The organism is Aneurinibacillus terranovensis DSM 18919 (assembly GCF_000430625.1).
Lineage (GTDB): Bacteria > Bacillota > Bacilli > Aneurinibacillales > Aneurinibacillaceae > Aneurinibacillus_B > Aneurinibacillus_B terranovensis.
This window is the reverse complement of the sequence record NZ_AUMJ01000018.1, coordinates 38731-60640: the sequence shown is the minus strand read 5'-3', so window position 1 is coordinate 60640 and position 21910 is coordinate 38731. Positions and strand designations below refer to the sequence as shown.

Annotated in this window: 25 protein-coding genes; 24 read left to right on the top strand and 1 reads right to left on the bottom strand. The window is 47.8% G+C overall.

The window, feature by feature from the left end; all coding sequences use genetic code 11:
* Positions 1-11 precede the first annotated feature (11 nt).
* From H525_RS0104575 to H525_RS0104500, 16 genes are all read left to right on the top strand, one after another.
* Positions 12-1262: a serine hydroxymethyltransferase gene (locus H525_RS0104575; protein WP_027415222.1), complete on the top strand. Its 1251-nt coding sequence runs from the start codon at positions 12-14 to the stop codon at positions 1260-1262.
* 376 nt (positions 1263-1638) lie between these two features.
* Positions 1639-2268: a uracil phosphoribosyltransferase gene (gene upp, locus H525_RS0104570; protein ID WP_027415221.1), complete on the top strand. Its 630-nt coding sequence runs from the start codon at positions 1639-1641 to the stop codon at positions 2266-2268.
* A 99-nt stretch (positions 2269-2367) separates the two neighbouring features.
* Positions 2368-3489: a non-hydrolyzing UDP-N-acetylglucosamine 2-epimerase gene (wecB, locus tag H525_RS0104565; RefSeq protein WP_081413226.1), complete on the top strand. Its 1122-nt coding sequence runs from the start codon at positions 2368-2370 to the stop codon at positions 3487-3489.
* 152 nt (positions 3490-3641) lie between these two features.
* Positions 3642-4277: an N-acetyltransferase gene (locus tag H525_RS0104560; RefSeq protein WP_027415219.1), complete on the top strand. Its 636-nt coding sequence runs from the start codon at positions 3642-3644 to the stop codon at positions 4275-4277.
* A 103-nt stretch (positions 4278-4380) separates the two neighbouring features.
* Positions 4381-7224: a phosphodiester glycosidase family protein gene (locus H525_RS22835; RefSeq protein ID WP_051330807.1), complete on the top strand. Its 2844-nt coding sequence runs from the start codon at positions 4381-4383 to the stop codon at positions 7222-7224.
* Between the two features lie 187 nt (positions 7225-7411).
* Positions 7412-8596: an acetyl-CoA C-acetyltransferase gene (locus H525_RS0104550; RefSeq protein WP_027415218.1), complete on the top strand. Its 1185-nt coding sequence runs from the start codon at positions 7412-7414 to the stop codon at positions 8594-8596.
* Positions 8597-8866: 270 nt separating this feature from the next.
* Positions 8867-9085: an AtpZ/AtpI family protein gene (locus tag H525_RS0104545; RefSeq protein WP_027415217.1), complete on the top strand. Its 219-nt coding sequence runs from the start codon at positions 8867-8869 to the stop codon at positions 9083-9085.
* Between the two features lies 1 nt (position 9086).
* Positions 9087-9464, top strand: coding sequence for an ATP synthase subunit I (locus H525_RS22830; RefSeq protein WP_051330806.1), 378 nt, complete (start codon positions 9087-9089; stop codon positions 9462-9464).
* A gap of 30 nt (positions 9465-9494) precedes the next feature.
* Positions 9495-10286, top strand: coding sequence for a F0F1 ATP synthase subunit A (gene atpB / locus H525_RS0104535; RefSeq protein ID WP_027415216.1), 792 nt, complete (start codon positions 9495-9497; stop codon positions 10284-10286).
* 76 nt (positions 10287-10362) lie between these two features.
* Positions 10363-10584 (top strand): F0F1 ATP synthase subunit C, encoded by a 222-nt coding sequence (atpE, locus tag H525_RS0104530; protein WP_027415215.1) that lies wholly within the window; start codon positions 10363-10365, stop codon positions 10582-10584.
* A gap of 131 nt (positions 10585-10715) precedes the next feature.
* Positions 10716-11219, top strand: coding sequence for a F0F1 ATP synthase subunit B (gene atpF / locus H525_RS0104525; protein WP_027415214.1), 504 nt, complete (start codon positions 10716-10718; stop codon positions 11217-11219).
* On the top strand, positions 11216-11755 hold the full coding sequence (locus H525_RS0104520) for a F0F1 ATP synthase subunit delta (protein WP_027415213.1): 540 nt from the start codon (positions 11216-11218) through the stop codon (positions 11753-11755). The genes atpF and H525_RS0104520 overlap by 4 nt, the downstream gene beginning before the upstream one ends.
* A gap of 21 nt (positions 11756-11776) precedes the next feature.
* Positions 11777-13288 (top strand): F0F1 ATP synthase subunit alpha, encoded by a 1512-nt coding sequence (gene atpA / locus H525_RS0104515; RefSeq protein WP_027415212.1) that lies wholly within the window; start codon positions 11777-11779, stop codon positions 13286-13288.
* An 89-nt stretch (positions 13289-13377) separates the two neighbouring features.
* Entirely contained in the window at positions 13378-14238 is an 861-nt protein-coding gene (gene atpG / locus H525_RS0104510; RefSeq protein WP_027415211.1) for an ATP synthase F1 subunit gamma, read from the top strand.
* A 24-nt stretch (positions 14239-14262) separates the two neighbouring features.
* Positions 14263-15663: a F0F1 ATP synthase subunit beta gene (gene atpD, locus H525_RS0104505; protein ID WP_027415210.1), complete on the top strand. Its 1401-nt coding sequence runs from the start codon at positions 14263-14265 to the stop codon at positions 15661-15663.
* 31 nt (positions 15664-15694) lie between these two features.
* Positions 15695-16099: a F0F1 ATP synthase subunit epsilon gene (locus tag H525_RS0104500; RefSeq protein WP_027415209.1), complete on the top strand. Its 405-nt coding sequence runs from the start codon at positions 15695-15697 to the stop codon at positions 16097-16099.
* A gap of 101 nt (positions 16100-16200) precedes the next feature.
* Here H525_RS0104500 and H525_RS0104495 read toward each other — a convergent pair whose 3' ends face one another.
* On the bottom strand, positions 16201-16686 hold the full coding sequence (locus tag H525_RS0104495) for a low molecular weight protein-tyrosine-phosphatase (protein ID WP_027415208.1): 486 nt from the start codon (positions 16684-16686) through the stop codon (positions 16201-16203).
* 206 nt (positions 16687-16892) lie between these two features.
* On the opposite strand from H525_RS0104495, the gene H525_RS0104490 reads away from it, so the two are divergent.
* Genes H525_RS0104490 through nuoK form a run of 8 tightly spaced genes read left to right on the top strand, consistent with a single transcriptional unit; the run spans position 16893 to position 21907 of the window.
* Complete coding sequence (locus H525_RS0104490; RefSeq protein ID WP_027415207.1) at positions 16893-17261, top strand: NADH-quinone oxidoreductase subunit A; 369 nt, start codon at positions 16893-16895, stop codon at positions 17259-17261.
* Entirely contained in the window at positions 17252-17770 is a 519-nt protein-coding gene (locus H525_RS0104485; RefSeq protein ID WP_027415206.1) for a NuoB/complex I 20 kDa subunit family protein, read from the top strand. The genes H525_RS0104490 and H525_RS0104485 overlap by 10 nt, the downstream gene beginning before the upstream one ends.
* A complete protein-coding gene (locus H525_RS28905) occupies positions 17767-18531 on the top strand; it encodes an NADH-quinone oxidoreductase subunit C (protein ID WP_051330805.1) in 765 nt (254 codons plus the stop codon). Before H525_RS0104485 ends, H525_RS28905 begins: the two co-directional genes overlap by 4 nt.
* A 4-nt stretch (positions 18532-18535) precedes the next feature.
* Positions 18536-19660, top strand: a complete 1125-nt coding sequence (locus H525_RS0104475; RefSeq protein WP_027415205.1) for an NADH-quinone oxidoreductase subunit D — start codon at positions 18536-18538, stop codon at positions 19658-19660.
* A complete protein-coding gene (gene nuoH / locus H525_RS0104470; RefSeq protein WP_027415204.1) occupies positions 19660-20664 on the top strand; it encodes an NADH-quinone oxidoreductase subunit NuoH in 1005 nt (334 codons plus the stop codon). The genes H525_RS0104475 and nuoH overlap by 1 nt, the downstream gene beginning before the upstream one ends.
* 12 nt (positions 20665-20676) lie before the next feature.
* Positions 20677-21093: an NADH-quinone oxidoreductase subunit NuoI gene (gene nuoI / locus H525_RS0104465; protein ID WP_027415203.1), complete on the top strand. Its 417-nt coding sequence runs from the start codon at positions 20677-20679 to the stop codon at positions 21091-21093.
* Positions 21093-21599, top strand: coding sequence for an NADH-quinone oxidoreductase subunit J (locus tag H525_RS0104460; RefSeq protein ID WP_027415202.1), 507 nt, complete (start codon positions 21093-21095; stop codon positions 21597-21599). Before nuoI ends, H525_RS0104460 begins: the two co-directional genes overlap by 1 nt.
* Positions 21596-21907 (top strand): NADH-quinone oxidoreductase subunit NuoK, encoded by a 312-nt coding sequence (gene nuoK, locus H525_RS0104455; protein ID WP_027415201.1) that lies wholly within the window; start codon positions 21596-21598, stop codon positions 21905-21907. The genes H525_RS0104460 and nuoK overlap by 4 nt, the downstream gene beginning before the upstream one ends.
* Positions 21908-21910: the final 3 nt, after the last annotated feature.

Genomic DNA, 21910 nt, shown 5'->3' with positions numbered 1-21910 from the left:
GGTAATAACGAATGTTTGAACACGTGAAGAAGCAGGATCCACAGGTAGCAGAAGCTATCAGGCTAGAGCTTGGCCGCCAGCGCGGCAAAATTGAACTTATCGCCTCCGAGAACTTTGTCAGTGAAGCCGTAATGGAGGCGATGGGAACGGTCCTTACCAACAAATATGCAGAAGGCTATCCCGGCAAGCGCTACTATGGCGGATGTGAATACGTGGATATCGTGGAAAACCTGGCACGCGACCGCGCCAAGGAATTATTCGGCGCCGAGCATGCGAATGTTCAACCGCATTCCGGAGCCCAGGCGAATATGGCGGTGTATTTTACGATTCTTAAACCGGGTGACACCGTTCTGGGCATGAACTTATCTCATGGAGGTCATTTAACGCACGGTAGCCCGGTTAACTTTTCCGGGAACCTTTATAACTTTGTCGAGTACGGAGTCGATAAAGAAAACCAGGTTCTTGATTATGAAGATGTCCGCAGAAAAGCGGAAGAGCATAAGCCTAAACTAATTGTTGCAGGTGCCAGTGCCTACCCTCGCGTTATTGATTTTGAGAAACTAAGCGAGATTGCTAAAAGCGTAGGCGCATATCTGATGGTTGATATGGCCCATATTGCCGGCTTGGTTGCGACAGGCCACCATCCGAATCCGGTGCCATATGCTGATTTTGTGACCACAACGACCCACAAAACCCTACGCGGTCCACGCGGCGGGATGATTCTTTGCAAAGAAGAATATGCAAAAGCCATCGATAAAGCTGTCTTCCCGGGTATTCAAGGCGGTCCGCTCATGCATGTAATAGCAGCCAAAGCGGTAGCGTTTGGTGAAGCGCTGCAGCCGGAATTTAAGGAATACTCGTCTAAAATTGTAACGAATGCGAAGCAGCTGGCTAGCTCATTGACTGAGGAAGGATTAAATCTGATCTCAGGCGGTACAGACAACCACTTGATTTTGATTGATGTGCGCAATCTGAACCTGACCGGTAAGGAAGCCGAGCACCTTCTTGATGAAGTAGGGATTACTTGCAACAAAAATACCATTCCGTATGACCCGGCAAGCCCGTTTGTAACAAGCGGCATTCGCATTGGCACACCAGCCGTAACAAGCCGTGGTTTTGATGAAGAAGCCATGAAAGAAGTCGCATCCATTATGGCTCTCACTTTGAAAAACCCGCAGGACGAAGCGAAGCAGGAAGAAGCGCGTACACGCGTTACCGCCTTATGCGAAAAATTTCCCATGTATCCCGGCCTCGAAATATAACCTGAAAGCAGCAAGAAGCAACAGTAAAAACCAACAGCAACCAGAACCCTCTGCCCAGCCACGGCTGCCGGGGGGTTTTTATTATGCATAAATATGTGGATTTACCCGCGTATGGAGGGGGATAATGGGAGTATGAAACATTGCCCTTTGTTCGTAGATGTATCGCTTCCGTTTTGGACTATGAGGATAGGAAAGTTACATTTTCCTATCTTGAAATAACTTTATTTCTTCATCTGTAGTTGCTGCGTTAGCGGCATGGATGTCTATACGCCAAAAAAAACGGAAGCGATACGTCCCGCTCTCTGCTATAATATATCGCAGTGCAAGGAAGTATCGGGAAGCTCATCTTCTCTAAATAAGACAGGAGGCCTGCAATATGGGTAAGGTGTATGTGTTTGATCATCCGTTAATTCAACATAAGTTATCGTATATTCGTGATAAAAATACCGGAACGAAAGAGTTCCGTGAGCTTGTAGATGAAGTGGCTATGTTGATGGCGTACGAAATTACGCGCGAAATGCCCTTGGAAGAAATTGAAATTGAAACACCTGTTACTACATGCAAAACAAAAGTAATCTCCGGGAAAAAGGTCGGGCTGGTTCCCATTCTTCGCGCGGGGCTCGGAATGGTTGACGGTATGCTTAAATTAATTCCGGCGGCAAGAGTAGGACACGTGGGATTATACCGTGATCCGGAAACGTTGGAACCGGTAGAATACTACGTGAAATTGCCAAGCGATATTCAGGAACGGGAATTGATCGTCATTGACCCGATGCTTGCAACAGGCGGCTCGGCAGCGGCGGCGATCACAGCTCTTAAAAACCGCGGTGCACAAAACCTGAAGCTGATGTGTTTAATTGCTGCCCCGGAAGGGATTGAACGATTGCAGCAGGCACATCCTGATATTAACCTTTATGTTGCTGCTGTAGATGAACGCCTGAATGACCATGGATATATCGTACCAGGTCTCGGAGACGCTGGAGACCGCCTGTTTGGAACCAAATAAGGCATCGGATGGCCGCATGCGCGGGGCTTCCATGGAGTCCGCAACTGCGGAATAGGATAAGCATAGATTGAGGGGGAAAGGCCCGTGACAAAAAAAATCATGACCGTTTTCGGGACGCGGCCGGAAGCCATTAAAATGGCGCCGCTCGTCCATGAGTTGCGCGAACACGAGGAGCTGGCTCCTTTCGTTTGCGTTACCGCCCAGCACCGGCAGATGCTTGATCAGGTACTTGATATTTTCTCGATTACACCTGATGCTGATTTAAACATTATGAAGGATCGGCAGACGCTCGTTCAGATAACGACGCGTGTGCTCGAAGGCCTTGACCAGGTAATGAAAGAAGAAAAACCGGATATGGTCCTCGTACACGGTGATACGACCACAACGTTTGCCGCCAGCCTGGCTGCTTTCTACAACCAGATTCCGGTCGGCCATGTGGAGGCAGGGCTGCGTACATGGAATAAATATTCCCCGTATCCGGAAGAAATGAATCGCCAGCTAACGGGTGTATTGTCTGATCTTCATTTCTCTCCGACAAAGCAGTCAGCCGAAAATCTACAGAAGGAAAACAAGCCGGAAGCTTCCATATACATAACAGGGAATACCGTGATTGACGCGCAGAAAACAACGGTGCGTGAGGATTACAGCCACCCTATTCTTGAACAGTTTGCCGGAAAAAGGCTGGTGCTGGTAACCGCCCACCGCAGAGAAAACTTGGGGGAACCGATGGCCCGTATGTTCCGCGCGATTCGCCGTCTGGTTGACAAATACGAAGACATTGCCGTCGTCTATCCGGTTCACCTGAACCCGGTGGTACAGGAAGTGGCCGGGAAATACCTCGGGCAGCACGACCGGATCCGCCTGATTGACCCGCTGGATGTAATCGATTTTCATAACTTTATGTCCCGCTCTCATTTGATCCTAACCGATTCAGGTGGCGTGCAGGAAGAAGCACCGTCATTCGGGGTGCCTGTACTCGTTCTGCGCGATACAACGGAACGCCCTGAAGGCATTGCCGCAGGAACGCTCAAACTGGCGGGAACCGACGAGGAGAATATTTTCAGTCTCGCAGATGAACTGCTATCAAGCGAGGAAGCCTACCAGAAGATGGCGAAGGCCGCCAATCCTTATGGGGACGGACAGGCCTCCCGCCGCATCTGTGAAGCGATTCTTTACTACTTTGGGCTGCGCGGCGAGCGTCCCGAGCCATTTCAGGTGTAAGCCGTTTGTTGAAAGATAGAACCCGTGTAAATGGTGTGCATTGAGCCACCGATTTATATGGGTTCTTTTTTTGTCATTATCCTGACACAAAGCAGGCGTAAAATCGGTGAGAAGATTTTACAGTTCCTCATCGCGTGAAGGGAGTATGGCAAATGATACTCAATAACAATCAGCCAAATGGCTTACACGATTTGATTTTTACACCTTCGATTGAAGTACATACACAAACAGACGACACAATCGTTCTAACAATTGAATTAACCGGGGAAGTAACACGAAACGGTGTGCATCAGTCAACAGAAAAAGTAGGAAAGGCCAGCTTGCAAATCGTAAATGAAGAGTGGATTTCAGGTTCGTTACTCGACTACCTGGCGTATTCGATTAAAAATTCTGATCCGGTAAAACAGCAGGATTTAATGAATGTAAGTAACGCACTCAGATACATAGCTGCAACCCCAATCAGCAGCAAAGGGACGATTGCCTACTTGCATCATTTGGGGATAGTTACACCTTTTAGAGGGAGAGGATTAACGAAAGCGTATATGTGGCTAATTCTTAAAATGCTTAAGGAACAAATGGAAGTAGACACCGTTTTATTGCAAGTTCACCCTGTAGGAAAATTCTCTCCGGAAGAGCTTAAGAAAGAACAAAAGCGTTTAGAGAAAATCTATACAAAGTCCGGATTTTCTGTCATAAAATCCAAATCTGCGATTATCACGGATGCAGGATTACAGGTTAAATATATGTACTGTAATCTATCAACCAAATATTTTACCACGTTCAAATAGAGAGCATCCATCCTATTAAAATTAGAAACTATTCCCTATCTCCTCGCGTCTAACTATTGGTAGAGACAGAGAAACAATACATAGACGAGGAGGAACATATAAAATGTCCAAAGTTTTGCACAGGACACTGGCAGCGTTTATGGTTGTAACATTGCTGTTGACGCTGCAGTTTCCTGGTGTTGGGCTGGCGGCGGGGCTAACCTTGCAGAAGCTGTCCGACACACCAATAGGAGAAGGAACTACGCTTAGCCAATATAATCTAGTAATCGGAGGCAAGAATTCAAGAGTTTTTGTTACGCAGGTAGACCTGAACAATAAGTATGTGCAAATCGGTCCTGTTTACGGTACGAACGGCAAATTAACCGATAAGCAGACGGTAAAAGGGATGGCCGATGAACGTGGCGCAATTGCCGCGGTGAACGCTGATTTTTTCCGGATGGACAGAAGAGGCGCGCCATTTGGTATTGTTTTAGATCAGGGCAAGCTCGTTTCTTCTATGGGAAAAATTAATAGCTGGTATTCGTTCGGTGTTCTAAGCGATCAGACTGCAATCATTGCCCACATGGGATTTGCGGGCATGCTGCAAACACCGGATGGAGCCACGGCTGTGATCCAGGGATTGAACAAGGAAGAGTATAATCCGACCAACGATAAAAGTCATCTTGGTAAAATCAATATGTATACGAGCGACTTCGGAACAACCAGCCTTGGCGCCATTAAGGGATATGAAGATGCGGTTGAAATGCTGGTTGTCGGTGATACGGTAACAGATATCCGCACCGGACAACCGGGTTATACCATTCCGGTTGGCGGATATGTCCTCTGGGGAGACGGGGCAGGTAAGCAGTTCCTGCTCGACCATCTGAAGGTAGGCGACAGTGTAACCACCTCTGTTCAGACGACGGTCGACTCTTCGCTTGGTGACCGGCAGCTGGTGAGTGCGGTTGGCGGGAATCTGAGACTCGTTCAAGATGGACAGGCATTGACGAATATACCTTCAGAGTCTATTAGCGGCGATTTGCCTCGTACGGCTGTCGGTGTTTCCCAGGATGGCAAAACGGTTTATATCGTAGCCGTGGAAGGGCCGACAAGAAGCCGGGGGGTTACACTCGATGAACTGGCTCAAGTGATGCAGCAGCTTGGAGCTTATAACGCTTCTAACTTTGACGGGGGCGGATCCACCACAATGGTTGCCCGTTACCCGGGAGATAAAGAAACGACGCTGCTTAATACCCCGGAGCTAAATGCGCCGATGCGCAAGGTCCCGACAGGGCTCGCTGTATTTAATACGGCACCCCCGGGAGACTTCGCTAATTTCTTAGTGACAACCAAGCTGGAGGATACGGTAGGCAAACCGCTGGCTATCAACGTCAAAGCTTACGATACTCATTATCTTCCGTACGATTTAAATGCGGCCGATATTTCCTGGTCAACAGACAGTCCCGCGGACGGCTCCTTTACTAATAACGTGTTTACCCCGACCAGAAGTGGTCAAATCCAAATCCACGGGGAATACAAAGGGATCAAGAAGGACTTCACTGTGGCTGTTGGCGGCGTGAAGGACCTGATTATCAACCCGAACCCGATTACGCTTAATACAAACGACCAAACCAATTTCTCGGTCTCCTTAAAAACAGATAACGGCAATATTCCGACAACGGCAGATTCGGTGCAGGTTTCTGTGACACCCAATGTCGGAACCGTGAATGGCTTTACTATTTCTTCCGGCAGCAAGCAGGCACAGGGCACGTTAACTGTAAAATATGGAGACCTGACCCGCACAGTACCGGTTTATGTCGGAACGAAATGGGTGCTATGGAATAATACAGACGCAATGAGTGGGCTGGGGTATACGACAAACCCTGGAAGCATGAGTGCAGACGGGTCTTTCCGTCAGACGACGGGGAATGAACCGGTGAAATCATCCGCGAAAGCCCTTCGCCTAAGCTATGACTTTGCCGGTGCGCCAAACACGACTGCTAGATTTGTCTATGGGAAACTCGGAGCATCGGGTCAGAAACTGCCCGATCAGCCGCTTGGACTTAAACTCTGGGTGTATGGAGACAACAGCGGCCATTCTCTACAAGCTGAAGTGGCTGACGCAAAAGGCAATGTTCAAGCGGTAAGTTTAGCCGATCAGGTGAATTGGACAGGCTGGAAAGAGGTACAGGCGGACTTCCCGACAAATATAGCCTACCCGGTTACACTTCGCAGCCTGGATGTAGTTGATGCGGAAGATTCTACACTTTCAACCAAAGGCACGCTCTATTTTGACGAACTGTCGTTGAAATATCCGGCTTTCGCTGCGCCGGCCGTTGCGCCTGCCCCGGCATCGCCAAGCCCGGCACCGGTGCCGTCTGCGCCTGTAAAAGATGTCCCGGGAAATAATGGTTCGGGAAATGCTCAAGGCTTTTCTGATATTAAAGGACACTGGGCCGAAGCCACACTGCTTTCGATGTATAAAAAAGGCATTGTAAGCGGAGTTTCATCAACGAAGATGGGACCGGAACTGTCCGTAACACGTGGGCAGTTTGTTACTTTCCTTGACCGGGCATTCGGTTGGACAAAAGGAAAGACATCTGTGGGCAAATCCGTCTTCAAGGATGCAATTCCGACGTATGCTAAGGCATCCGTACAGGCTGCTGTGAACAAAAAGATCATTACCGGTTATACGGATGGTACGTTCCAGGCCAATAAACCAATTAGCAGGGCAGAAATGGCTGTCATTATGTACAACTGCCTGAAGCACGGGTACGGAAACCTCAATGTCCCGGCAACCCATGCGCAAACGTATAAGGATGCGAATAAAATTCCGTCTTTTGCGCGCGATGACGTAGCAGTGTTGACCAGAAAAGGGTATATCTATGGATCGGACGGAAGTTTCCTGCCGGGTCGTCTGTCTACCCGGGCCGAAGCGCTTGTGATTATTAGTCGACTCTTAAAGTAACCGGTTGGTACGCCAGCTAAAAGTAGCGAATGAAAGTAGTAAGTGAAAGCCACGGTTGAAAATTATCAAAACGGGCGAAAAATCCCTCTCATCTAAATTTTCTACAAATTTGCAGGAGATACCTGATTTTCAGCGAATATAGTAGACGTATTTTTTTAAAAAAATATGAGGGAGAGGGGACCGTATTTTGAGTAAACCAGAGGTAGTTATCGTAAGTGCTGTCCGTACCGCTATCGGCAATTTCCTTGGAACGTTAAGCAATACCTCCGCTGCAGAACTCGGTGGGATTGTGATCAAGGAGGCTCTGCGCCGTGCAGGAGTTCCGGGTGACCAGGTGGATGAAGTGATTATGGGTAACATTCTGCAGGCCGGAACCGGACAGGGGCCGGCGCGCCAGGCGGCGATGAAGGCCGGCCTGCCCTACGAAGTTCCGTCTATGGCGATTAATAAGCTGTGCGGTTCGGGATTAAAAGCTGTTCATCTCGCGGCACAGGCCATCCAAAATGGCGATGCTGAAATTGTCGTAGCCGGCGGAATGGAAAACATGAGCATGGCACCTTATCTCCTGCCCAATGCGCGTACCGGATACCGCATGGGCGACCAGAAAGTAGTCGACAGTATGCTGGTAGACGGTCTTATGTGTGCGTTTAACAACTACCATATGGGAATGACGGCTGAGAATATTTGCGAGCAATACGGGCTGACACGGGAAGAGCAGGATGAGTTTGCAGCATGGAGCCAGCAAAAGGCAGAAACTGCCATAAAAGAAGGCAAATTTAAAGAGGAAATTGTTCCAGTGGAAATTCCGCAGCGCAGAGGGGAACCCGTTGTTTTTGATACCGACGAATTCCCGCGTGCGGGTGTAACGGCGGAACAATTGAGCAAACTAAAACCCGCATTTAAAAAAGACGGGTCGGTTACAGCAGGCAATGCTTCCGGAATTAATGACGGAGCCGCAGCGCTTGTCTTAATGAGCCGCCAGCGCGCAGAAGCGATGGGGATTAAGCCGATGGCTGTCATCCGGGCAAATGCCAGTGCCGGAGTGGATCCGAAAATCATGGGGATCGGGCCTGTTCCTGCTACGAAAAAGGCGATGGAAAAAGCCGGTCTTGCTATCGAAGACATGGATTTGATTGAAGCAAACGAAGCATTCGCAGCGCAATCCCTGGCTGTCGGCCGTGATTTGAGCATCCCGAAGGAAAAATTAAATGTCAACGGCGGGGCGGTTGCACTTGGGCATCCAATCGGGGCAAGCGGGGCGCGCATTCTCGTTACTCTTTTATATGAAATGAAACGTCGCGGCTCAAAATACGGATTAGCAACACTCTGCATCGGTGGGGGGCAGGGTGTAGCGACCATCGTAGAAATGTAAGCGAGTAGATGAATTGGAATATGTCAATAAAAAAACGGAAAAATAGTAAAAGAAACTGTCTGAAATCAATTTTTTTGTCTAAATGGTGACAATCCTTTTTCGACTTATTGACAAAAAATAAATGCTTAAGTACTATGGTTAGGGACAATGCATACGATACAACGAATATTCAATTGTTCCTAACCTCTTTTTATTAAGCAGTCGGTTTCGACAGATTTTTTTTTGAGTAAAATGGGGTACCTAATCCGCACATGGCAGGAGGAACCGAATGTGAAGCAGGATAAAAACGGGCCTTTGCGTGCATTTGCGTTAGTGGGGACAATCGGAGTAGAATTGGCTGTATCTGTTATATTTGGTTTCTGGGCCGGGCGTTCGCTTGATCGCTGGTTACATACGGAGCCTTGGTTTTTGCTTGTTGGCGTATTATTTGGCTTGGCACTGGGAATTACAGGGATTTTCTTCCTGATTAAACAGTTTTTCGGAGAGTGACATGGAAGAATTCGCTTCCTCGATCAAACAAATTGCACGCTACACGTTTTACTTATTTGTTGTGGTTGTCCTGCTCTGGCTATTTATGCCACAGCGTGTTTTTTTTCAAGGTTTACTTCTAGGCACTTTTGTCAGCATTCTCAATGGCCTTATTCTTTATGTAAAGACGATGCAGGCCGGAGAGGCTGCCGTCACACCCGGCAAACGGGCAAGAGGGATCGGGATGATGCAACGCCTCCTCCTCGCCGGCTTTGCTATTTATGTATCCATTCGTTTACCCCATCTTTTTTCTTTCTACGGGGTGCTTGTTGGGCTGTTCGCGGTCCAAATGGCAGCGTTGTCACACGCTATCATTCGATATTCATATTCCAAAAAGTAAAACACATAGGAAAGGGGTGAAATTAGAAAAATGGAAAATTTTCCTCCGTCTATAACGATAGCTGGTCTGGTATTTGATATATCCACAGTAATCATGTCTGTTTTTACCGCATTGCTCGTTTTGCTGGTCGTTTTTATCGCAACGAGAAACATGACTGCAGGAGTTCCGAAGGGCTGGCAAAATTTCTTCGAATGGGTGATTGATTTTATTCGGGGAATTGCCGGACAATTCATGGATGCAAAGACAAGTTCCAAATTTGTTACCTTGGCCCTCACTTTATTCCTGTTTATATTCATCGGTAATCAGCTTGGTGTTATTGCTCTGGTTGATGTTTCGTACACAAAACCGGTTCCCGCTATCGGATTGACACAGGAACAGTTCGCAAAATATGCTCGCGAAGTGGTTCATAATGGTGAGAAAATAAAAGAGGTGAACGTAGAGTGGTTTAAATCACCTACTTCGTCTCCAAGCGTGACCTTCGGTTTGGCCTTCCTGGTGCTCATTTACGCCCATATTCTGGGGATTCGCAAAAATCCGGGAGCGTATATTAAACACTGGTTCGAGCCTTCGTGGCCAATGGTCCTTCTCCATATCATGGAAGAATTTATCATTAAACCGTTAACTCTTCCATTGCGGCTATTCGGTAACATTTTCGCCGGCGAGGTTCTCATCGCCTTCATGCTGGCAGGTTCTGTGTTCGCCGTGAGTCTTCCGCTCATTATCTGGCTGGGCTATTCCATATTCGTAGGTGCTGTACAGGCTTATATCTTTACAACGCTTGCGCTGGTATACATCTCACAAAAAGTTGTGGATGAACACTAGACTTCTTATTGTTATTAACCCTTATTTACTATAAATATCTTTTTCTTTTTTAAATATTTCAGAGGAGGAAATCATAATGGATTTCGCAATTGCTATAGGTTTGATTTTTGGTCTTGCTGCTGTAGGAGCAGGTATTGGTAACGGTCTTGTTGTGTCTCGGACAATTGAAGGGGTTGCACGCCAACCTGAAGCTCGTGGTTCTCTGATGGGTCTTATGTTCCTTGGTCTTGGTCTTGTAGAGGCCCTTCCTATCATCGCAGTTGCTATTGGTTTCATGATCTTCGGGAAAGCTCACTAAGATATACCACGATTCGTATAAAAGAAAACCTTACAGGTTACATGTAAAGCCGGGCGGGGGCTGCCATCCTTCGCCTTCCTTTTGTAATGAAGAATCTCCTGCATAGTACAGTAGGGAAGGAGTGACACTCATTGTTGGATTTTGGAAGTATTCGAATTGAATTTGGTACATTACTCTTTCAAATCGTATTAATCCTCATTCTTATATACCTGGTTAGTAAAGTGGCGATGAAGCCGGCTCTGTCTGTTCTTCAGAAGCGCCAGGACCACATTGCTGATCAAATCTCCGGTGCCGAGAAAGCGAACGCGGAAGCCAAGCAATTGCTTGAACAGCAACGCGCGGAATTGAAGAAGGTTCGTGAAGAGGCCCAGACGATCTTAGATCGTGCGAAGAAGCAAGCGGATGTGGAAGCTCAAGAGATTATTGCCGCAAGCAACGAGCGCGCCGAACGCTTGATCGAAGAGGCGAAGCTTGAAATTAATCGCGAGAAGGAAAAAGCGCTCAGCTCTGTGCGCGATCAGGTAGCGGGATTATCCGTGCTGCTTGCTTCGAAGATTATTGAAAAAGAAATGACTGAATCTGAACAGCAGGATACGATTGAACAGTTCTTGAGACAGGTGGGCGGTCAACTATGAGCGCTGTTGCCAAGCGATATGCACGGGCCCTGTTCGAAGTAGCAAGCGAGCATAAGTCAATCGATGCTACGGAACAGGAACTTGCGGAAATCACGGCGATTATTAAAGATAATGCCGATTTAAGAAAACTGTTAACCCATCCGAAAATCTCAGCGGATGAGAAGAAGCAGCTGATGAATTCCTTATTTGCTGGCAAGATCTCCGAAACAACAAATAAATTCATTAACCTTCTTATCGAACGCGGTCGTGAGAATGATCTTACGGAGATGGCTAACTATTTTACAGAGCTTTCTAATGAAGTGCGTGGAATTGCGGATGCGACTGTTATTACGGCTAAGCCGTTAACACAGGAAGAAGTGAACCAGTTGGCGGAAAGCTTTGGCCGGAAGTTAAATAAAACATTGCGAGTGAAAGCGGAGATTGACCCTTCTATTATCGGTGGAATTATTGTCCGCATCGGCGACCGTCTCTATGATGGCAGCATGAAAGGGAAGTTAGCCCGTTTTACACAGCAAATTAAGCAATCCCAAGTATGATAGATAGGGGTGAACCACAAGGTGAGTGCAATCAGACCTGATGAAATTAGTTCTCTGATTAAACAACAGATTGAAAAATATAAATCTGACATCCAGGTGGTGGATGTTGGTACAGTAATCCAGATTGGTGACGGGATCGCCCGTGTATATGGTCTGGAAAATGTTATGGCCGGTGAGCTTCTTGAATTCTCTAACGGCGTTATGGGATTGGCTCAGAACCTTGAAGAAGATAACGTAGGGGTTGTCGTTCTTGGGCCGTACACTGAAATCCGTGAGGGAGACCAGGTAAAGCGTACCGGTCGTATTATGGAGGTTCCTGTAGGGGAAGCACTCCTTGGCCGCGTTGTGAATCCGCTTGGCCAGCCGCTTGATGGGATGGGTCCGATTGAAACGACAGAATTCCGTCCGATTGAAAGCCCGGCGCCCGGCGTTATGGCCCGTAAATCGGTGCATGAGCCGCTGCAAACAGGGATCAAAGCGATTGATTCAATGGTTCCGATCGGCCGTGGACAGCGTGAGCTTATTATCGGGGACCGTCAAACAGGTAAAACCGCCATTGCGATTGATACCATTATCAACCAGAAGGGCAAAGACATGGTTTGTATTTATGTCGCTATTGGTCAAAAGCAATCCACCGTTGCCGGTGTAGTGGAAACTCTCCGCAAGCACGGTGCGCTTGAATACACGATCGTCGTGTCCGCAACAGCATCGGATCCGGCACCTCTTCTTTATCTGGCTCCGTATGCCGGCGTATCGATGGGTGAATATTTCATGTACAAAGGAGGACACGTTCTCTGCGTATATGATGACCTTTCCAAGCAAGCTGCTGCCTATCGCGAACTTTCCCTCCTGCTTCGCCGTCCTCCGGGTCGTGAAGCGTACCCAGGGGATGTATTCTATCTGCACAGCCGTTTGTTGGAGCGCGCAGCTAAATTGAGCGATGAGTTGGGCGGCGGTTCTTTGACTGCTCTGCCTTTTATTGAAACACAAGCCGGGGACGTATCTGCTTACATTCCGACCAACGTTATCTCGATCACAGACGGACAGATTTTCCTTGAGTCCGACCTGTTCCACTCCGGCCAGCGTCCGGCCGTAAACGTAGGTATTTCCGTATCCCGTGTAGGGGGCTCTGCCCAAATTAAAGCAATGAAGAAGGTTGCGGGTTCACTTAAGCTCGACCTTGCCCAATACCGTGAGCTGCAGTCATTTGCCCAGTTCGGTTCTGACCTGGATAAAGCTACGCTCGCTCGCTTAAATCGTGGGGAGCGCACCACGGAAATTCTCAAGCAGGGTCAATTTGAGCCGATGCCGGTAGAAAAGCAGGTTATTTCTATCTATGCGGCAACGAAGGGATTCCTTGATGAAATTCCGGTTGCGGACGTGCGCCGTTTTGAAAAAGAACTTCATTCTTATTTGGAACACAATAAGAAAGAATTGCTTGATACGATTGCCAATACAAAGGAATTGCCACCGGAAGACCAATTGAACGCAGCAATCGATGAGTTCAAGAAAGGCTTCGCTGTCTCCGAATAGTCTGGATAAAAGATAAGCTGTGATAACGGCGTGAAGTTGTTTGCCGTTGTGCATACAGCGCTACTATGGAAACAAAGGTGGTGAATGAAATGGCTGGAGGAATTCGCGAGATCAAGCAGCGTATTCGCAGCATGCAGAATACGAAAAAGATTACGAAAGCGATGAAGATGGTCGCGGCTTCGAAGCTTCGCCGCTGCCAGGAACGCGCCCAGGCGGCACGTCCATACGCTGGAAAAATGCAGGAAGTAGTCATGAGCATTGCGTCCGGTACGAAAGGGTCTAAACACCCGATGCTGCAAAGCCGTCCTGTTAAGAAGACAGGCTACGTTGTGATTACCTCAGACCGGGGCCTTGCCGGCGGCTACAACGGAAATATTCTTCGTATGGTAGCCCGAAACATTGCCGAACGCCACAACAGCAAAGATGAATATACGATCGTTGTCCTCGGGCGGAAAGGACGGGACTTCTTTAAAAAACGCGGATATCCCGTTAGCGAAGAGTTCGTTAACCTTTCTGACTCTCCTACTTTTGCCGACATTATAGGTGTGGCAAGAAGAGCGGTCGGTTTATTTGCGGACGGAACCATTGATGAGCTTTACCTCGTCTATAACAAGTTTATCAGTGCAATTCAGCAGGAACCTACCGAACTGCGTCTGCTTCCTTTATCTGATGTTGAGAAAACGGATGATTCGCCGACGTATGACTTCGAACCGTCAGCGGATGAGGTTCTTGCCGATTTGCTGCCTAAATATGCAGAAACCTTAATTTTCAGCGCGTTGCTTGATGCGAAAGCGAGTGAGTGGGGTGCCCGCATGACTGCAATGGGCAATGCAACGGATAATGCTACGGATATGATTGATCGACTAACGCTGTTCTATAACCGTGCCCGTCAGGCTGCAATTACCCAGGAAATTGCGGAGATTGTCGGCGGTGCGAACGCGCTCGAATAGTTTGAAGAGACAGGAGGGAAACACATGAGCAAGGGACGCGTCCTTTCAGTTACAGGTCCGGTTGTAGACGTTCAGTTCGAAAGCGGACACTTACCTGAAATCTATAACGCGATTAAAATTAACGAAACACTTGAGAACGGAAAAGTTATTGATCTTACCCTTGAAGTTGCGCTTCACTTAGGAGACAATACGGTTCGTACAGTAGCTATGTCTTCCACGGATGGTCTGGTGCGTGGAATGGATGTTGAGGACACGGGCAAGCCGATTTCCGTTCCGGTTGGGGAAAAAACACTCGGCCGCGTATTTAACGTATTGGGTGAGCCCATTGATTTACAACCGACCCCGGAAGGTGTGCAGCGCGATCCGATTCACCGTGAACCACCTGCTTTTGAAGAGCAGTCTACGGCGGATCAAGTTCTTGAAACAGGAATTAAAGTGGTTGATTTGCTCGCACCATACGCAAAAGGCGGTAAAATTGGCCTGTTCGGTGGTGCCGGTGTAGGTAAAACCGTTTTAATCCAGGAATTGATTAACAATATCGCGCAGGAACATGGTGGTTACTCCATTTTTGCGGGTGTAGGTGAACGTACCCGTGAAGGGAACGACTTATACCATGAAATGGTGGATTCCGGCGTTATTTCGAAAACATCTATGGTATTCGGTCAGATGAATGAGCCGCCGGGAGCACGTCTTCGCGTAGCGCTGACCGGTCTGACCATGGCTGAATATTTCCGTGATGTAGAGGGTCGTGACGTACTTCTCTTCATCGATAACATCTTCCGTTTCACCCAGGCCGGTTCTGAAGTATCCGCGTTGTTGGGCCGTATGCCTTCAGCGGTTGGTTACCAGCCGACACTCGCAACGGAAATGGGTAAATTGCAAGAGCGTATTACTTCAACGAAAAAAGGTTCAGTCACATCCATTCAGGCGATTTACGTACCTGCGGATGACTATACCGACCCGGCTCCTGCAACGACATTTGCTCACCTGGATGCTACCACTAACCTTGACCGTGGTATTTCCGAGCTCGGTATTTATCCTGCGGTAGACCCGCTTGCATCAACGTCCCGTATTCTTAGCCCGGACGTAGTTGGACAAGAACACTATGATGTAGCGCGCGGCGTACAAAAAATTCTTCAGCGTTATAAAGAATTGCAGGATATTATCGCTATCCTTGGTATGGATGAATTGTCTGATGAGGATAAACAAATCGTTAACCGCGCACGCAAAGTTCAACGTTTCATGTCGCAGCCGTTCCACGTTGCTGAACAGTTTACAGGATTCCCTGGAAAATATGTTCCAGTCAAGGAAACGGTACGCAGCTTTAAAGAAATTCTTGAAGGGAAGCATGATAATCTTCCTGAAGCTGCTTTCCTTTATGTGGGGACGATTGAAGAAGCCGTTGAAAAAGCGAAGAAAATGTAGGGCAACCCTGATGATGGGGAGTGTTTTGTAAATGAATACCATTGCTGTCGAAGTTGTTACTCCAGATCGGATTGTCTATCGCGGAGATGCCCGCATTGTTGTAGCGAGAGGAATTGAAGGGGATCTCGGTATTTTACCCAATCATATTCCGATGGTTACACCTCTCAAGATAGCTCCGGTACTGGTAAAAAAGCAGGATGATAAAGAAGACGAGGCCATCGCGGTTAGCGGCGGCATCATGGAAGTACGCAAGGACAAAGTTACGATTTTAGCTGAAACAGCTGAACTGGGTGAAGAAATCGACGTTGCCCGCGCAATCGCCGCAAAAGAACGTGCCGAACGCCTTTTAGCTGAGAGCAAAGATAATGTTGACTTTAAGCGTGCTGAGTTAGCTCTTGAACGCGCACTTGCCCGTATTTCTGCCGGGCGCAAATAATTATAGAGGCTTCCCTTTATTTACAAAGGGGAGCCTTTTTTTGCGGGTTTTCCCTTGCAGGGAAAACCTGAAAAAAATAAAAACGAACCATTCATCACACGTTACATAAGATGGTGCACCCTCACAATATGATCCAGCAGCTTTTCGCAACAGCGGTAGATGATCGTATAGGTTTCCAGGAAAGCATCGTCGCCTCTTCCCCATGGATCCGGGACGTCCCCGCAACCTTTCGGGTCAAATTCACGGAGTAAATGAACATTTCCGGTCGGGTTCCCCAGTTTGATAATATTTCGGTGGTTGGAACTGTCCATCGCGATAATATAATCCCACTTTGGCAAATCCCCTTTTGTAAATTGGCGGGCGAGCTGTCCGTCAAGCGATACGCCAAACTTGCCGGCAACGCTTCGTGAACCGGGGTGGGGAGGCTCTCCAATATGATAGCCGCCCGTACCGGCAGAATCTTTAACGAATTTATCGATAAGTCCTTTTTCTGCTGCGAGATGACGAAATACCCCTTCTCCGAGCGGAGACCGGCAAACATTACCAAGGCATACAAACACAATAGATATTTTATCGTTAAATGGCATTCTTACACCTGCTTTTTACTATATTTCTATAATGAGTAAAAGATATTGCCGCATTTATATATCCTTTATTTTACTATATGTTTTCCAATTTTTCCTCTTTAATTATAGGTTAGACACTCCGCAATTCAAATGTTATAATTGGGGGGAATTTCTAATTCACATAATTGTAACTTATATAGTAAATAAAATATTGGGGGGAGAGAGACATGGCAGCATCCTATTCAAACAATTACTTCATTGTTGTCATTTTTCTATTTCTGGGGATTCTCTTACCTGTAGGTGCGCTCACCTTCGGGCGTTTATTGCGCCCGTATAACCCTACGGAAGAGAAAAGGAAGACCTATGAAAGCGGTGTCGATCCAACGGGTTCCAGCTGGGTGCGATTTAATGTAAAATATTACATTTTTGCACTTCTGTTTGTTGTATTTGATGTGGAAACCGTGTTTCTTTATCCGTGGGCTGTCGCTTATGACAAGCTAGGTTTGTTTGCTCTGGTAGAAATGCTTATATTTATTGTATTGCTGGTCATCGGTTTAATCTATGCCTGGAAGAAGAAGGTGTTAGAATGGAACTAAATTTAGAGGGCATCACCTTAGAAGAACAAAAAGAATTGCAGCGCAATGTCGTTTTCAGCACGATTGAGCAGCTAAAAGCATGGGCGCGCAGCAACTCAATCTGGCCCTTGTCATTCGGTTTAGCTTGCTGTGCGATTGAAATGATGGGAACGGGCGCCGCCGACTGGGATTTGGACCGTTTCGGGGTCATCTTTCGGGCATCGCCAAGGCAGTCTGACTGTATGATTGTTGCGGGAACGGTAACAAAAAAGATGGCTCCACTGCTTCGCCGACTGTACGATCAGATGGCGGAACCCAAATGGGTGATTGCGATGGGTTCCTGTGCGACAGCCGGTGGACCGTATGTGAATTCTTATGCCGTAGTAAAAGGCGTGGATCAGATTGTCCCTGTCGATGTGTATATCCCGGGATGTCCGCCTAGCCCGCCTGCTCTTATCTACGGAATTAATAAACTACAAGAGAAAATTCGCTACGAAGCGAAAACCGGAAAGAGGGTGACCGGTTCATGAGCGATGAAACACAAAAGCCGACACCGGAGGAGAAAGCTGCTGCTGCAGCGAAAGCGAAAGCGGCTGCCGCCGCAAAAGCCAAAGCCGCCGCAGCCGCCGCAGCTAAGGCAAAAGCCGCAGCGAATGCCGCAGCAAACGCGGGTGGAGAAACAGGGGGAGACGACGAGAAAGCCAAGGCTGCCGCCGCTGCCAAGGCAAAAGCCGCAGCCGCCGCAGCCGCCAAAGCGAAAGCCGCCGGGGCAGCCGAGGGAGAAGGAGCCGCTGCCGAACCGAAGAAGCCGTCACATAATCAACCTATACTGGATAAGTTTGTGAAACTAATAACAGATGCCTGGGGTTCCGATGCGATCGAAAATTCCTATATTAACGAGGCAAGCGAGCATATTCCGACATTGATTGTCCGCAAAGAGAAGTGGCACGATATCGCCCGCATGCTCCATGATGATGAGCAGCTTGCGTTTGATTATCTCTCTTTAAGTCTCGGTGTTGACTATGAGACTCATATGGAATCCATATGTTATTTATATTCATACAAACACGGCCATACGGTATGTGTGAAAGTGAAAATAGACCGCGACGCTGCCGTCGTTTCTTCCGTTACAGATATCTGGGCGGGTGCTGACTGGTTCGAACGGGAAACGTATGACCTTTTAGGCATTAAATATGAGGGACATTACAACCTTCAACGCATCCTTCTGCCGGATTCATGGGTTGGACACCCGCTTCGCAAAGACTACGTACAATATGATGAGGAGGTGTGAGGACATGAGTGACGTAACAACAACAGGCAAAAACATTAGAACAGAAGAAATGCTGTTGAACGTGGGTCCTCAGCATCCAAGTACGCACGGGGTGTTCCGCCTTGTTGTAAAAATTGACGGGGAGACGATCACGGAAGCAACCCCTGTCATCGGCTATTTGCACCGCGGTACGGAAAAGCTGGCGGAAGATTTAAACTACACGCAAATCATTCCGTATACAGACCGGATGGATTACTTGTCGGCTATGACCAACAACTATATGATGGTTCATTCCGTCGAAACGGCAATGGGATTAGAGATTCCCGAACGCGCCGAATTTCTCCGTGTTATCGTGATGGAATTACAGCGTATCGCCAGTCACCAGGTATGGTTTGGGACGGGCTTGCTTGACCTTGGTGCGATGGGGCCGTTCCTGTATGCTTTCAGGGACCGTGAAATTATCGTGCGCTTGTTCAATGAAATATGCGGGGCCCGCTTGACCTATAACTATATGCGGGTGGGTGGTGTGAAATGGGATGCTCCGCCGGGCTGGATTCAAAAAGTAAAAGACTTTGTTCCTTATATGCGCAAAGAACTGGAAGGATACCATCGTCTCGTCAGCGGCAATGAAGTGTTTTTGAAGCGCGTTCAGGGCGTTGGCGTCATTACCCGGGAAGAGGCGATCAACTATTCGCTCAGCGGTGTCCTGCTTCGTTCCACCGGAGTTAAGTGGGATTTGCGTAAAAATGTTCCGTATTCCATTTATGATCGTTTTGAATTTGATGTGCCGTCATATGACTACGGAGATTGCTATGCCCGCTATTTAATCCGCATGGAAGAAATAAAACAATCGCTTCGCATTATCGAACAGGCGGTTGAGCAAATCCCGGATGGGGAAGTAATGGGCAAAGTTCCCCGCGTCCTGCGCGTGCCGGAAGGTGAGGTCTTTACCCGGATTGAAGCGCCTCGCGGAGAAATCGGATGCTATATCAACAGCAAAGGGAAAGATAAACCATACCGCATTAAGTTCCGTCGCCCTTCATTTGCTAACCTGCAAATTTTGCCTAAGATGTTGAAAGGTCAAAATGTTGCTGACATGATTGCCATTCTGGGCAGCATTGATATCGTGTTAGGGGAGGTAGACGGATAATGGGTCAATATCTTTCGCAAAGCCTTGGCTGGCAAAACGGCCTTATTTTTGTGCTGTCGGCCGTTGTTTTGCTTGCCATCGTGCTTGGTTTCGTTACGTACGCGATTTATTTTCAGCGTAAACAAATCGGCTGGATGCAGCTCCGGTTAGGTCCTAATCGCGTCGGTCCGCTCGGCCTTTTACAAACGGTGGCCGACGTATTGAAGCTCCTGTTAAAAGAAGATATCATTCCAAAGGCTGCTGATAAGCCGCTGTTTGCTCTTGCACCGGTTCTCGCTTTTATGCCGGCTTTCGCTGTACTGGCTATTATGCCGTTTACGCCGAATCTGCACTTTGCCGATATTGGGGTCGGTGTGCTTTACTACATTGCAATCTCCGGCATTAGCGTACTTGGCGTCGTTACCGGCGGATGGGCTTCGAACAATAAGTATGCGCTGCTTGGGGGGATGCGTTCCGCCGCGCAGATGATTAGTTACGAGATTCCGCTCGTTATGTCCGTTGTGGGGGTCATTCTCCTAACTGGAAGCCTTAACTTGATCGACATCGTTCAAAAACAAAAAGAAATGGGTATGTGGTTTTTTATCCCACAAATCCTTGGCTTCGTGATTTTCATCATCGCGCAGCTCGCTGAATTAAGTCGGACACCGTTCGATTTAACGGAAGCCGAGTCGGAACTGGTCGCCGGTTACCACGTAGAGTACAGCGGATTTCGCTGGGCTTTCTTCATGCTCTCTGAGTATGTGTATATTTTTGCAATGGCTTCGTTAACGACAGTCCTGTTCCTTGGCGGCTGGCTGCCACCGTTTGCTTTCCTCAGTTTCATACCGGGCATTATCTGGTTTATTCTGAAGTTTTGTGCCATTGTTTTCTTTATTTTCTGGCTGCAGGCCACGTTGCCAAGGATGCGCGTGGACCAGTTAATGCAGCTGGGCTGGAAAGTACTGCTGCCGCTGGCGCTGGTCAATATTTTTATCACCGCCATTGTCAAAACGCTTTTAATGTAGGAGGGTGATAGTATGCTAGGTTTTGCTAAAGGGTTGGCGTACACCTTTAAACAGATGACGAATAAAAAGATAACCCACATGTATCCGGATCAAAAAGTGGATTGGCCGGAACGCTTTCGCGGGATTCAGCACTTCTCACCGGATAAATGCATTGTATGTAACCAGTGCGCCCGGATTTGCCCGACAGGCTGTATTAACCTGATTGGCAAAAAGAGCGAAGACCCGAATAAAAAAGGGAAAGTCATCGATACGTACGATATTAATTTTGAGATTTGCATTTTATGCGATCTTTGCACAGAAGTATGCCCAACAGAGGCGATTGTTATGACAACCAATTTCGAATTGGCTGCCTACAGCAGAGATGAGCTCTTTAAAAACCTCGACTGGTTAAACGAAAATAACACCAACGTACGGGGAGGGAACGCGTAGTGAGCGGTCAGTTAGTCGCATTTTTTGTTCTCTCCTTACTGAGCATCGGTGGAGCTGTCTTCATGATCAGCTTCACCCGGGTTGTACATATGGTTGTTGCTCTTGCTTTTACTTTCTTAAGCATCGCCGGACTTTATATTCTGCTTGAAGCCGAATTCGTCGGCATGGTTCAGGTGTTAGTGTATTCCGGCGCGATTTCCATTCTGATGCTGTTTGGAATCATGCTGACCCGCCATGACGCAGAGGAAACCGACGTGAAGAAAGGGCCGCATCAGTTTATCACGTTCGCGGCGATCGTGGTATTTTTCGGAATCGTCTTTTTCGGGATTCAGCATACGCAGTGGCCGAACCAGGGTCCGGATTTTTCAAGCCAGAACAATGTAAAGGAAATTGGGATTCAAATGTACAGCCATTATGTGATTCCGTTTGAATTGGTTTCCGTCCTGCTTCTGGTTGCCCTGGTTGGTGCCATTATTCTCGCTAAGAAGGAGGAACCGGAAGAATGAGTATCTCGGTTAACGCATTTTTGCTTGTCGCACTTATCCTCTTCTGTGTCGGGCTATACGGGGCATTGACAAAGCGCAATGCGGTCATTGTGCTGTTATCGATTGAACTGATGCTCAATGCGGTGAACATTAATCTTGTCGCTTTCGCGAAATCAGGCGTGAATGCAAATATTTCCGGGCAGATTTTCTCCCTGTTTACGATCACGGTAGCCGCAGCCGAAGCAGCCGTAGGCATTGCCATTCTCATCTCCCTGTACCGCAACCGCAGTACGGTAAACGTGGATGAGATGGACTTAATGAAGCGATAGAAT